This window comes from Pseudactinotalea sp. Z1732, assembly GCF_049724975.1.
GTDB lineage: Bacteria > Actinomycetota > Actinomycetes > Actinomycetales > Beutenbergiaceae > CALKWS01.
This window is the reverse complement of sequence record NZ_JBMPQC010000001.1, coordinates 588,500-601,570: the sequence shown is the minus strand read 5'-3', so window position 1 is coordinate 601,570 and position 13,071 is coordinate 588,500. Positions and strand designations below refer to the sequence as shown.

Genomic DNA, 13,071 nt, shown 5'->3' with positions numbered 1-13,071 from the left:
CAGGCCAACTCCGGAAACGCGAGCCCCGGATCGACGACCCGGGGCCTGCCACCTGTGCGCGAGGGGGGAGTTGAACCCCCACGTCCTCTCGGACACACGGACCTGAACCGTGCGCGTCTGCCTATTCCGCCACTCGCGCTTGACTGCTGAACATCCCCACCGTGGTGGGCGATGTTCAGCCCGGTTAGGTTAGCACGCAGGCCCGGTTCGAACCGCATCCCAGGCGCCCGCGTGATACACGCCACTGCCGCCCCGGGCAGCGGGATCACCCTGCCCGCGGCCCGTTTCGGGCGCGGCATCGCCCCACCGGGGGCCCGAGACGTTTACGATCGAGGAGACTAGGTGTATCCGATGACGTCGCGCGCCCCCGTCCGTGAGGGGCACCCGCCGCGTCCGAGCGCAGGGAGGAGGTGCCGCTATGGGTGTTCTGGACCGTTTCGAGAAGGGCGTGGAACGCGCTGTGAACAGCGTCTTCTCCAAGGCCTTCCGATCCGACCTCAAGCCGGTGGAGATCGCCAGCGCCATCCGACGGGACATGGACGACCGCACCGCCGCCCTCTCCCGGGGCCGCACCGTGGTGCCCAACACCTTCACCGTCGAACTGTCCGAGAAGGACTTCGGGCAGGTCCAGGACTGGGGCGAGGAGGCGATGGCCCAGGAGATGGTCGAGTCCGCAACCGAGCACGCCCGGAGCCAGAACTACGTGTTCGTGGGCCCGGTGGATGTCACCTTCGCCCCGGCCGAGGACCTCGAAGCCGGCCGGTTCCGGGTGCATTCCTCCTCCCGCCGCGGCGCCGTCGCCCCGGCCACCACCCCGAACGCCGCCAGCCGCCACCCGATCCTGGACCTCGACGGCCAGCGCTACCTGCTCACCGGACCGGTCACCGTGATCGGGCGGGGCAGCGAGGCCGACATCATCGTCGACGACGCCGGCGTCTCGCGCCGCCACCTGGAGATCCGGATCACCTCCGACGGCGTGATCGCGAGCGACCTGGGTTCGACCAACGGTAGTTACGTCGAGGGGCACCGGGTGGATGCGGCCACCCTGGTGGACGGCAACACCCTGACGATCGGCCGCACCCGGATCCTGTTCTGGTCCGGCACCGACTCCGACCAGTGAGCCCGGCTGGATGAGCGAACTCGTCGTCACGGTGCTGCGCCTGGGCTTCCTCGTGCTGCTCTGGTTGCTGGTGCTCTCCGCTATCGGAGTGCTGCGTCGCGACATCTTCGGCACGCGCGTGTTGGCCCGGGACTCGGTGCATCCCCGGGGTGGCCCGAGTCCGGCTCGGCCGGCGGCACCGGGGCGGCGCGGGCGCGGCACGCCCACGCGGTTACGGGTCACCGGCGGGCCCCTGAACGGCACCACCCTGACCCTGGGGGAGTCGGCGGTGCTGATCGGACGCTCACCAGGGTGCACCCTGGTGCTCGACGACGACTACTCCTCCAACCGGCACGCCCGGATCTTCCCCTCCGAGGGCCGCTGGTACGTGGAGGACCTGGGGTCGACCAACGGCACCTACCTGGGCGCCCAGCCCATCGCCGAACCGGTACCGGTGGGGATCGGGCAGCCGATCCGGATCGGGCAGACCGTCATCGAGTTGCACCGGTAGGCGCGCAATGACGGTTTCGCTTCGCTACGTGGCCCGCTCCGATGTGGGCCTGGTGCGCGACGTCAATCAGGACTCCGGCTATGCCGGCCCGGACCTGTTGGTCCTCGCCGATGGGATGGGTGGGGCCGCGGGCGGTGACATCGCCTCCTCGGTGGCGGTCGCCCATCTGGCCCCCCTGGACGGGGAGTCCCACCGCAGCGAGGACCTGCTGGACCGGTTGCGCACCGCCCTGGGCAACGCGCACCGGGACCTGGTCGCCTACTCTGCCGAGCAGGCCGACCTGCAGGGCCTGGGCACCACGGTGATTGCGTTGCTGCGCTCCGGGACCCGTCTGGGGATGGTGCACATCGGGGACTCACGCGCCTACCTGTTGCGTGATGAGCACCTGACCCAGGTCACCACCGACCACACCTACGTGCAGCACCTGATCGACACCGGCGAGTTGACCGAGGCCGAGGCCGAGGCGCACCCCCAGCGTTCGGCGCTGCTGCGGGTGCTGGGCGATGGTGAGGCCGCGCCGGTGGTGGATGAGTCGATCCGGGAGGCCCGCGCCGGGGACCGCTGGTTGCTGTGCTCCGACGGGCTGTCCGGGATGGTCTCGGCCGAGACCATCGAGCACATCCTGATCGAGACCGCGGACCTGGACGCCTGCGCCGACGAGCTGGTGAACCTGGCCCTGCGCGCCGGCGGCTCGGACAACATCACCGTGGTGATCGCGGATGTGGTCGAGACCAAGGACCTGCCCGACACCTCCCCCCAGGTGGTCGGGGCCGCGGCCACCGACCGGGCCCGGCCCACCCGGGGCGGGGGCGGCGCTTCCAGCCGGGCCGCCGCACTGACCCGGCCGGTCGGGACCGACGACGACGCCTCCGCCCGGCCCGTGCGTCGCCGTCGGCGCGTCCTCACCTGGGCGATCGCCGCCGTCGTCGTCCTCGGGCTGCTGGCCGGGCTCGGCACCCTGGGGTACCGCTGGACCCAGACCCAGTACTACGTGGGACCGAACAACCACCACGTGGCCATCTACCAGGGCATTCCCCAGCGCATCGGGCCGCTGCAGTTGTCCTCGGTGCATGAGAACACCGACATCGCCCTGGCCGATCTGCCCGGTTTCGTGCGCAACCGGGTGGAGCGGACCATGGCCACCAACTCACTGCCCGCGGCCGAGGCGATCGTGGCCGACCTGCGTACCCAGGCCAGACCGGCCGATCCCGATGAGGACGACGAGGACGGCGCAGATCCCGGCAACGGGGAGACCGGCCCCGGTGACGAGGGCGGTTCCGACGACACCACCGAGGACCCCGAGGACGATGAGGACGCCGCTCCCGAGGAACTCGAAGCGAGCGGTCCCTGATGGCTACCGTCACACCCCAGCCGATCAGCACCGGCCGCTGGTCCGAGGCCGGGCTGTTGCTGCTGGCCGTCGCCCTGGGCGTGAGCGGCTACCTGCTGGTCGGTGTGAACATCGAGGGCACGGTGCCCTCGGAACTGCTCCCGATGGCGGCCACCCTGGCCGGTATCGCGTTGGTGGCCCACCTGGTGCTGCGCTGGCGGGCCCCCTACGCCGACCCGGTGCTGCTGCCCCTGGCCCTGGGCCTGAACGGGGTGGGCCTGGCGATGATCTACCGGATCGACTACGCCACCGGGGACGCCGCCGGCCCGCGTCAACTCATCTGGACCGCGCTGGGGGCCGCGTTGGCGGTCACCATCGTCATCGCCCTGCGCGACCACCGGCAACTTCGCCGGTTCACCTACACCTCGCTGGTGGTCAGCCTGCTGCTCCTGCTGCTGCCGATGATCCCGGGGCTGGGCCAGGAGATCAACGGGGCCCAGCTGTGGATCCGCATCGCCGGCTTCTCCTTCCAGCCCGCCGAGATCGCCAAGATCACCCTGGCGATCTTCTTCGCCGGCTACCTGGTGGCCCACCGGGACGTACTGACCCTCGCCGGCCCGAAGATCCTGGGCCTGCAACTGCCCCGGGTGGGGGACATGGGACCGATCCTGCTGGCCTGGGTGGCCAGCGTGGCGGTCCTGGTGTTCCAGCGGGACCTGGGCACCTCGTTGCTGTTCTTCGGGCTGTTCGTGGCGATGCTGTACGTGGCCACCGACCGGTTCAGCTGGATCGTGATCGGCCTGGGCATGTTCGCGGTCGGGGTTCTCGTGGCGGTCAATACCTTCGGGCACGTGGCGGCCCGGTTCGATGTGTGGCTGAACGCCCTGGACCCGGCGGTGTACAACCGGCATCCGGGTGGCTCGGGGCAGGTGGTGCAGGGCCTGTTCGGGCTCGCCTCGGGCGGGCTGATGGGCACCGGCTGGGGAGAGGGCTACCCGGATCTGGTGCCCTACTCCAACTCCGACTTCATCATCGCCAGCCTCGGTGAGGAGCTGGGTCTGACCGGATTGCTGGCGATCCTGCTGTGCTACCTGGTCCTGGTGCAGCGGGCGTTGCGCACCTCGATCGGGGTGCGCGACGGGTTCGGCAAACTGCTCGCCTCCGGTCTCGGGTTCGCGATCGCCTTCCAGTGCTTCGTGGTGGTGGGCGGGGTGACCCGGCTGATCCCGCTGACCGGCCTGACCATGCCGTTCCTGGCCGCCGGGGGGTCGGCGATGATCGCCAACTGGATCGTGCTGGGCCTGCTGCTGCGTATCTCCGACGGCGCACGCCGCCCGGCCGCGGTGGACCGTGAGGTCTCCGACGAGACGGTGCTGTCGATGATGCCGGACAGCGCCGGGGCCGCGGGCCCTGATCGCACAGCGGGTGCGCCCCGCGGAACGGGCGCACGCGGCCCCGGCGATGGCGCCGACGACGGCGATGATCACCCCACCGAGGTGGTGCAGCGACCATGAACACCCCGCTGCGACGCCTCTCGGTGGTGGTCCTGGTGATGTTCCTGGCCCTGATGGGCGGGGCCACCTGGGTGCAGTACGGCCAGGCCGGTGACCTCAACGACGACCCGCGCAACGTGCGCACCGTGTACCGGGACTACGGGCGCGACCGCGGCCCGATCGTGGTGGCCGGCAACGAGGTGGCCCACTCCACCCCGGTGGACACCCCCTTCGGGTTCCAACGCGTCTACTCCGACGGGCCGCTGTACGCCCACGCCACCGGCTACTTCTCGATGTTCCAGATGACCGGGATCGAACGGGCGTCCTCCTCGGTGCTGTCGGGCACCGACGACTCCCTGCTCTGGTCCCGGATCAGGTCCCTGTTCACCGGGAGCCAGCAGCAGGGCGGTTCGGTGGAGCTCACCCTGGATCCCGCCGCGCAGGAGGCCGCGCGCGACGCCCTGGGCGACCAGCAGGGCGCGGTGGTGGCCCTGGACCCGCGAACCGGGGCGATCCTGGCGATGGTCTCCACGCCCAGTTTCGACCCGAACGACCTGGCCGTGCACTCCTCTGCGCAGGTGAACGAGACCTACAACGAACTGGTCGCCGATGAGGCGAACCCACTGATCAACCGGGCCATCGGCGGTGGCCTGTACGCCCCCGGGTCGGTGTTCAAACTGGTCGATGCCGCGATGTTGCTGGAGTCGGGGGAGTACGACCCGGACAGCCAGGTCCCGGCCCCGGCGGAACTGGAACTGCCGCAGACCTCCCACGTGATCCGCAACCCCGGCGGTGGGCCGTGCACCGCCGAGGACACCGTCACCCTCACCTACGCCCTGCAGCAGAGTTGCAACACCCCGTTCTCGGCGCTGGCGATGGAGTTCGGTGAGGACGCGCTGGCCGAGCAGGCCGAGGCGTTCGGGTTCGGCCGGGACCTGGATATCCCCATGGGCGTGACACCGTCGCGGTTCCCCGGTGGAATGGACCAGGCCCAGCTCGCGATGAGCGCGATCGGCCAGTACGACGTGCGGGTCAGTCCGCTGCAGATGGCGATGGTCTCCGCGGCGATCGCGAACGACGGCGTGCTGATGACCCCGCACCTGATCGGCACCGAACGGGGCCCGAACCTGCAGGTGACCTCGAGCACCGAACCGGAGGAGTTCTCCCGGCCCATCTCGGCCTCCACCGCCGCCGACCTACGGCAGATGATGCTCGCCGTCGTCGAGTCCGGCACCGGTACCCCCGCGCAGATCCCGAATGTGGCGGTGGCCGGTAAGACCGGCACCGCCGAGTCCGGTACGGACGCGCCCCAGCACGCCTGGTTCACCGCGTTCGCCCCGGCGCAGGATCCGCAGGTGGCGGTAGCCGTCGTGATCGAGCACGGTGGCGCGGACGGTGATGAGGCCTACGGCGGGCGCTCGGCCGGCCCGATCGCCCGTGCCGTGATCCAGGCGGTGGTGGAGCAATGATCCCGGCCAAGGGGCTGCGTCTGGGCGACCGGTACGACCTGCGCGAGCGGATCGCCATCGGCGGCATGGGCGAGGTGTGGATCGCCTGGGACGACCACCTGCACCGCAACGTGGCGGCGAAGGTGCTGCGCGGTGAGTTCGTCGGGGAGTCACTGTTCCTGGACCGGTTGCGCGCCGAGGCCCGCAACGCGGCGGGGTTGAGCCACCAGAACATCGCCGCGATGTACGACTACGGCGAGGCCGACGGCTCGGGCTACCTGATCATGGAGTACGTGCCCGGTGAGCCGTTGTCGGAGTTGCTGGCCCGGGAGGGCACCCTGACCCCGGATCAGGTCCTGCCGATCCTGGCCCAGACCGCCCGGGGTCTGCACGCCGCCCACCGCGCCGGCGTGGTGCACCGTGATATCAAACCGGCGAACCTGCTGCTCACGCCGGACGGTTACGTCAAACTCACCGACTTCGGGATCTCCCTGGGATCCAACCAGGCTCCGATGACCGCCGCCGGGATGGTGATGGGCACCGCGCAATACCTGCCCCCCGAGCAGGCGATGGGTCGTCCGGCCACCGCTGCCGGGGACATCTACGGCCTCGGTGTGGTCGCCTACGAGGTACTCGTGGGTAGGCGGCCCTTCACCGGCAGGACCCAGGTGGACATCGCCTTCGCGCACGTGAACAAGCCGGTGCCGGCGTTGCCGGAGAGCATCGATGCCCGGGTCCGCGCGGTGGTGGAGCAGATGCTGGCCAAGGATCCAGAGCAGCGGCCCCGCAGTGCCGCCTCGCTGGCGCGGTCCCTGGAAGAACTGGCCCGCTTGCTGCACGTGGACGTCGAACCTCCCGATACCCCCTCCCTGGGGGAGGCAATCCGGACCGCCGGCGCGGCCGGAGCCTCCGACACGGCGCCCGGGAGGGCCGGAACCGCTGTTCCGTCCGACTCCGCCGCCGCGGCGGCCACGAGGTCACCGGAACGGGTCTCGGCCCGACGGCCCCGGCATCTGGGCAGCCCGGCGCACGCGGAGTTCGGCCCCGAGGACCTGCACCCCGACGGCCACAGCGAGCAGCACGACCACGGCCCCTCGCCCCGCTGGCTCCCGCTGGATGCCGGTGGGCCGGACGCTGACCCGGTCGCCGCCGCGCCGGCCGGGCCGCCGCCGGCCACCTCCCCGACCCCGAAGGCCGCACGCGCCCCGCAGCCCCGTTCGGCCCGGCTGGCGAAGACCCGCCGGGCGCTGCGCCGGGCCGCCGAACGCGGTGAGCGCACCACGCCCCCGCGGCGTCGCCGTCCGGGATCGGCTGGTCACGCCCAGCCACTGATGCTGGCGCTGGGCCTGTCGATCGCCACGGTAACCGTCACGGCCCTGGGCCTGCCGCTGGGTAGGCTGGGCGGGTCGAGCGCGGTAGCGGTTGTGGCTGCGCCGCTCGTGAGTGCCCTTGTGATAGCCACCAGAGTCCCCAGAGCGAAGGAATAGTCAGTGGTAGACGACGTACCGCGCGTGCTCGCCGGCCGCTATGAGGTGGGTGAGCTCATCGGGCGTGGCGGCATGGCCGAGGTGCATATCGGGCGTGACAACCGCCTCGGGCGCACTGTGGCGGTCAAGATCCTGCGTGCGGACCTGGCCCGCGACCCCTCCTTCCAGGCCCGGTTCCGCCGCGAGGCACAGTCCGCGGCGTCGCTGAACCACCCGGCGATCGTGTCGGTGTACGACACCGGCGAGCAAGCCGTGCGCAGCGGCGACGACGCCGAGGTGCAAGTGCCGTTCATCGTGATGGAGTACGTCGAGGGTCACACCGTGCGGGACCTGCTGCGGGACGGCTCGGCGTTGCCGATCGAGGAGGCGATCGAGATCACCATGGGGGTGCTGACCGCCCTGGAGTACTCCCACCACGCCTCCATCGTGCACCGGGACATCAAGCCGGCGAACGTGATGCTCACCCCAACCGGGGCGGTGAAGGTGATGGACTTCGGGATCGCCCGCGCGATGGCCGATTCCTCCTCGAGCATGACCCAGACCCAGGCGGTGATCGGTACCGCCCAGTACCTCTCCCCCGAACAGGCCCGTGGCGAGGTGGTCGATACCCGCTCGGACCTGTACTCCACCGGGTGCCTGTTGTACGAACTGCTCACCGGCAAACCACCGTTCGAGGGCGACTCGGCGGTCGCGGTGGCCTACCAGCACGTCAGCGAAGCCCCCCAGCCACCCTCGGTCGTGGCCCCGGACGTACCGGAGGCACTGGACCGGATCGTGATCAAGGCCCTGGCCAAGGATCGGGATACCCGCTACTCCACCGCCGCGGAGTTCCGGTCCGACCTGGAGGCCGCCGCCCGCGACGAGGCGGTCACCGCCCCGGCGATCGGGGCGATGGCTGCCCCGGCCGCAGTGCCGACCCAGGTGCTCACCGGCCCAGGTGCCGCGGGAGCCGGCGCCGTCCAGGAGGAAGCAGGTCCCCTGGACCAGATGGATGGTGCCGAGGAGGACGAACCCCGCTCCAACAAGGCGCTGGTCTGGATCCTGGTGATCGTGGCACTCCTGGCCGCTGCCGGGATCGGGTACCTGATCTGGGATCGGGCCAACCAGGAGGAACCAGCGCCACCGGCCGCCGTCGTCCCGGACCTGGAAGGGATGGATGAGCAGGAGGTGCGGGCCGCGCTGGCCGAGGTCGAGCCGCCACTGCAGCCGAACTTCGAGTACGAGTCCCACGATGAGATCCCCGAAGGGATCACGATCTCCTGGAGCCCCGACACCGGCGAGGAGATGCCCGAGGGCGAGACGGTCGTCGAGGTGCTGATGTCCTCCGGCCCGGACAGCGGGGAGATCCCGGACGTCTCCGGGCTGACCCAGTCCAGGGCCCGCGACATGTTGGAGGGGGAAGGTTTCGAGAACATCCGCACCGAGACCCGCAACGAACCGCGGGTGGCCGAGGACATCGCGATCGGGACCGACCCGCCCTCCGGGGACACCGTGGGCCTCGACACCGAGATCACCCTGATCCTGGGTACCGGCAACGTGGACCTGGAGGACATGACCGGCGAGTCCATCGAGGCATTCCGGGAACACATCGAGGAACTGAACCTCAGTTACCGGGAGCACGAGCAGGAGGACGACGGCCCGCCCGGGATCATCCTCAGCCAGGACCGCTCGGGCACCGTCCCGCAGAACACCACCGTGGTGGTCTACGTCTCGGTGGAGGCGCCACCGGACCCGACCGTGGCGGTCCCGGATCTGGACGGGATGACCGAGGAGGAGGCGGAGGAGGCGCTCGACGAGGCCGGCTTGGAAGCGGAGTTCGAAAGCCAACCGCACGACGACATCCCCGAGGGGAGCGTCATCTCCTGGGATCCGGACACCGGAACCCAGATCGGGCGTGGTGAGACGGTGGTCGTGCAGATCTCCTCCGGACCGGAGGACGGCAACGGCAACGACGGCAACGGCAACGAGGGCAACGGCAACGAGGGCAACGGCAACGAGGGCAACGGCGAGGGCGGCGGCGAGGGCGGCTGACTCGGACCCTCAACCGAGCAGATGAACGACCCGGCCGGTCCGTACCCCGCTGGCCGCGGACTCCCGAGCAGCCGGGCTAGGCCGTCGCCGGCTCCGGCGCATCCAGGACCAGCGGTGCCAGGCCATGACTACGCCCCACCGCGCCCTCGTCGCCGGTGATCGCGAGCCAGTTCGCCAGCAACCGGTGCCCGCCCTCGGTCAGAACCGACTCGGGGTGGAACTGCACCCCGTGCAGCGGCAGCTCCCGGTGCGCCAGGCCCATGATGATGCCGTTCTCGGTGGTGGCGGTGACCGTCAGCTCCTCCGGGACCGTGCCGGTGAGCACGGCCAGGGAGTGGTAGCGGGTGGCGGTGAAGGGGCTGGCCAGGCCGGCGTACACGTCGGTGCCTGCGTGCACCACCGAGGAGGTCTTGCCGTGCATCAGTTCCGGAGAGTGGGCCACCGTTCCGCCATAGAGCTCGGCCAGTGCCTGGTGGCCCAGGCACACCCCGAGCATCGGCACACCGGCCTGGGCACACGCCTCGATCACCGCCAGCGAGGCACCCGCACCGGCCGGGGCACCGGGGCCCGGAGAGACCAGCACGCCGTCGTAGCCGCGCACCGTGCGTGGATCAGTGAACTCGGGAACGTCGTTGCGCAACACGGTGGTCTGCGCACCGAGTTCCTGCATGTACCCCACGATCGTGTAGACGAAGGAGTCATAGTTGTCTACCACCAGGATCCGGCTCATCCGAGATCTCCCACAGTTTGTTCGTTGATCGCCCACCGCTGCGCGGACATCTGACCCGACTTGCTCACTCCGGCTCCGGAACCGGGAACAACGGCTTCGAGTCCTCGGGGACATAGGGCTCATGACCGGGCACCTGGGCGTACTCCAGGGTCAGGTTCCCCTCGAAGCCGGGGATCTCCACGGTCTCTTCCAGTTCCAGCGACCAACCCAGCCGGATCGCGTCGACATACTCCAGGTAGACCTGCACCGAGTGCTGGGCCAGCACCGAGTCGCGCAGTTCCTCGCCGTCGCCGATTGCGGTGATCACGTATGGCGGGGAGTAGGTGTTACCGTCCAGCAGCATCACATTGCCCACGCACCGGATCGAGGTGGTGGCCGTGACCCGGTGGCCCTGGACCGCGATCGCCTCGGCACCACCGGCTCGCAAACCGTTCAGAACCCCCTCGATGTCCTGCTGGTGCACCACCAGATCATCGGGTGCGAAGCCCTCGGGCACCTCGTTGTAGGGCGCGTCCCACAGTTCCACCTGGACGCCCGGGCCCTGCAGATCGATCCGGCCGGCGGCCATCTCCACCTCGGGGCGGCGGGTGGCGTCGGGGTTGCTGGCCTCCTGCAGGCTGATCAGTTCCTCGACCTCGCTGCGCAGATCGCTGACCTCCTCGGCCACCTCCTGCATGCGGATGCTCTCATCGCGGACCAGGTCGCGCAGATCCTGGGGCTGGCGGCCGGCGGCCTGGGCGAACAGGCCTGCGTTGGTGGCGAACAGCATGCCGGCCAGCACCCCGACGGCCCCCAGGGCCAACGAGGCGCGCACCGAGCGCAGTCGCGCCTTGCGCCTGTTCTTCGCCATGGGATCAGTCTAGGTGGCCCAGCCTTTAGGATTGCCCTAGACCCGACCACCGACAGGAGCCGTGGGCATGCCCGAGTCCAAACCCCGGAAGAAGCCGGCCTACACCCCGCCACCACCACCGGCAGGGCCGAAGAAGAGTGCGTCCTGGTGGGCCCCGACGATGGTGGCCCTGATGGTGATCGGCCTGATCTGGGTGGTGGTCACCTACCTGAGCGACTCCAGGTTCCCCGTCCCCGGCATCGGCTCGTGGAACCTGGCCGCGGGTTTCGCGGTGATGATGGTCGGATTCCTGATGACCATGCGGTGGCGCTGAGGGCGGGCTCGCTCGCTGCCCCGGTCGTGCGCGGCCCCAACGCTCCTGAGCCGGCGTAACGCTCGTGCACCGGCGGCGCACATCCCCAGGTGTGCACACACCTGGGGATAATCACACTCGTGTTATTCACAGGTGTGCACACAGGTGTGGATAAATAACATCCATGTGACTTCGCAGGTCAGAGCCACAGGCCCGCGAGAGCGTAGGCGAGCACGGTGATCCCGATGAGCGCCGCCGCAATCGCGGCGGCACCGAGGACCGCACCGGTGGTGCGCCACTTCTTCGGCAGGTACAGGTACAGCACGGTGATCAGCCCGCCCACGATCATCCCGCCCATGTGCGCCTGCCAGGAGATGTTCGGAATGGTGAAGGAGATCACCACGTTGATCCCGATCACCAGCAGGATCTGGCGGTAGTCACCACCAACCCGGCGCAGCAACAGGGCAGCGGCGGCGAACAGGCCGAACACCGCCCCGGAGGCGCCGACGGTTCCCACCCGCCAGAGGTCGTAGGGGGTCAGCACCAGTACCGCCACGCTGCCCCCGAACGCGGCGAGCAGATACAGCGCCAGGAACCGCCAGGTCCCCAGGAACCTCTCCAGGAACGGCCCGGTGATCCATAGCGCGTACATGTTCACCGCCAGGTGCAGCACCCCGGCGTGCAGGAACGCGGTGGTCAGCATCCGCCACGGCTCGACCGAACCCGCCAGCGGGGAGAAGATCAGCTCCCGGCGGGCGGCCCCGCCGTCGGCGAAGTCCAGCAGGAACAGCGCGACGCACAGCCCGATCATGGTCAGCGTCACGTACGGGCGGGTGCGCATCCGCCCCCCGAGCCGGGTCCGTTCGGCCGGCGCGGATCGCTCGGCGGCCGCGGCACAGTCCACGCAGTGCACGCCCACCGGAGCGGGCCGCTGGCACTCGGGGCAGGCCGGGCGCCCGCACCGCTGGCAGGTGACGTAACTGACGCGGTCGGGGTGGCGCGGGCAGACCGGGGCTACCCCGGGTTCACCCGAAGACCCCGAGCCGGGCCCATCGAACCCCCCACGGCCACCGCCCGAACCCGGAACGCCCGGGGAACCCGGGGAACCCGGGCCTGACCCTGGCGGTGGCGCGGGTGGATAAGCGGTCATACGTCAGTCGATGATCTCGATGCTGTTGAGCACCACGTCCTGGACCGGGCGGTCGTTGCGGGGGTCGGTGGAGACCTTCCCGATGGCGTCCACCACGACGCGGGAGCCGGCATCGGTCACGCGACCGAAGATCGAGTGCTTGCCCTGCAGCCACGGGGTGGGCACGGTGGTGATGAAGAACTGCGAGCCGTTGGTGCCCCTGCCCATCTGGACTCCGGCATTGGCCATCGCCAGCACGTAGGGCTCGTTGAAACTGAGTTCGGGGTGGATCTCGTCATCGAACTGGTAACCGGGACCGCCGGTGCCATCACCCAGGGGGTCGCCTGCCTGAATCATGAAATCAGGAATCACCCGGTGAAAGATGGTGTCGTTGTACAACGGCTCGTTGCTCTCCGCGCCGGTGGCGGGGTGGCGCCAGGTGCGCTCACCGGTAGCCAGTCCGGTGAAGTTCTTGACGGTCTTGGGGGCGTGGTTCGGCAGTAGTTCGACGGTGATGTCGCCGGCCGTGGTGTGCAGAATGGCTTCCATGCCCTTATCTTCGCATTGATCGCCGAAGAGAGAATTCAGGCTCGTGTGCACAACTCCGCCGCGAGTGCCACACTAGGACCAGTAGCACAGGTACGACACGACCAGAAACTCGCGCGCCGCGC

General features: G+C 69.8%; 12 protein-coding genes and 1 tRNA gene. 8 read left to right on the top strand and 5 right to left on the bottom strand.

Going from position 1 to position 13,071, the window contains the following annotated elements:
* Window positions 1–55 precede the first annotated feature (55 nt).
* A tRNA-Leu gene (locus tag ACPL7H_RS02840) sits at window positions 56–139 on the bottom strand.
* Between the two features lie 279 nt (window positions 140–418).
* Between ACPL7H_RS02840 and ACPL7H_RS02835 the strand changes: the two genes are divergently transcribed.
* From ACPL7H_RS02835 to pknB, 7 genes are read left to right on the top strand one after another with little or no spacing between them, the layout of a single operon-like run.
* Entirely contained in the window at window positions 419–1,120 is a 702-nt protein-coding gene (locus ACPL7H_RS02835; RefSeq protein WP_424792793.1) for an FhaA domain-containing protein, read from the top strand.
* A 10-nt stretch (window positions 1,121–1,130) separates the two neighbouring features.
* Entirely contained in the window at window positions 1,131–1,610 is a 480-nt protein-coding gene (locus ACPL7H_RS02830) for an FHA domain-containing protein FhaB/FipA (protein WP_424787240.1), read from the top strand.
* A 7-nt stretch (window positions 1,611–1,617) separates the two neighbouring features.
* Complete coding sequence (locus ACPL7H_RS02825) at window positions 1,618–2,961, top strand: PP2C family protein-serine/threonine phosphatase (protein ID WP_424795602.1); 1,344 nt, start codon at window positions 1,618–1,620, stop codon at window positions 2,959–2,961.
* Entirely contained in the window at window positions 2,961–4,454 is a 1,494-nt protein-coding gene (locus ACPL7H_RS02820) for an FtsW/RodA/SpoVE family cell cycle protein (protein ID WP_424795601.1), read from the top strand. Before ACPL7H_RS02825 ends, ACPL7H_RS02820 begins: the two co-directional genes overlap by 1 nt.
* Window positions 4,451–5,902 (top strand): peptidoglycan D,D-transpeptidase FtsI family protein, encoded by a 1,452-nt coding sequence (locus tag ACPL7H_RS02815; protein WP_424795600.1) that lies wholly within the window; start codon window positions 4,451–4,453, stop codon window positions 5,900–5,902. Before ACPL7H_RS02820 ends, ACPL7H_RS02815 begins: the two co-directional genes overlap by 4 nt.
* Window positions 5,899–7,368, top strand: a complete 1,470-nt coding sequence (locus tag ACPL7H_RS02810; RefSeq protein WP_424795599.1) for a serine/threonine-protein kinase — start codon at window positions 5,899–5,901, stop codon at window positions 7,366–7,368. The genes ACPL7H_RS02815 and ACPL7H_RS02810 overlap by 4 nt, the downstream gene beginning before the upstream one ends.
* 3 nt (window positions 7,369–7,371) lie before the next feature.
* On the top strand, window positions 7,372–9,399 hold the full coding sequence (gene pknB / locus ACPL7H_RS02805; protein WP_424795598.1) for a Stk1 family PASTA domain-containing Ser/Thr kinase: 2,028 nt from the start codon (window positions 7,372–7,374) through the stop codon (window positions 9,397–9,399).
* Between the two features lie 76 nt (window positions 9,400–9,475).
* Here the strand turns inward: pknB and ACPL7H_RS02800 are convergent, their stop codons facing one another.
* Together ACPL7H_RS02800 and ACPL7H_RS02795 are read right to left on the bottom strand one after the other, a co-directional pair.
* Window positions 9,476–10,129: a glutamine amidotransferase-related protein gene (locus ACPL7H_RS02800; RefSeq protein WP_424787246.1), complete on the bottom strand. Its 654-nt coding sequence runs from the start codon at window positions 10,127–10,129 to the stop codon at window positions 9,476–9,478.
* 64 nt (window positions 10,130–10,193) lie between these two features.
* A complete protein-coding gene (locus tag ACPL7H_RS02795) occupies window positions 10,194–10,979 on the bottom strand; it encodes a DUF881 domain-containing protein (RefSeq protein ID WP_424787247.1) in 786 nt (261 codons plus the stop codon).
* Window positions 10,980–11,046: 67 nt separating this feature from the next.
* Here ACPL7H_RS02795 and ACPL7H_RS02790 point away from each other — a divergent pair, with 67 nt between their 5' ends.
* A complete protein-coding gene (locus ACPL7H_RS02790; RefSeq protein ID WP_424787248.1) occupies window positions 11,047–11,292 on the top strand; it encodes a cell division protein CrgA in 246 nt (81 codons plus the stop codon).
* Window positions 11,293–11,470: 178 nt separating this feature from the next.
* Here ACPL7H_RS02790 and ACPL7H_RS02785 read toward each other — a convergent pair whose 3' ends face one another.
* Both ACPL7H_RS02785 and ACPL7H_RS02780 read right to left on the bottom strand, forming a co-directional pair.
* A complete protein-coding gene (locus tag ACPL7H_RS02785) occupies window positions 11,471–12,112 on the bottom strand; it encodes a rhomboid family intramembrane serine protease (RefSeq protein WP_424787249.1) in 642 nt (213 codons plus the stop codon).
* Between the two features lie 312 nt (window positions 12,113–12,424).
* Window positions 12,425–12,949, bottom strand: coding sequence for a peptidylprolyl isomerase (locus ACPL7H_RS02780; protein ID WP_424787250.1), 525 nt, complete (start codon window positions 12,947–12,949; stop codon window positions 12,425–12,427).
* Window positions 12,950–13,071: the final 122 nt, after the last annotated feature.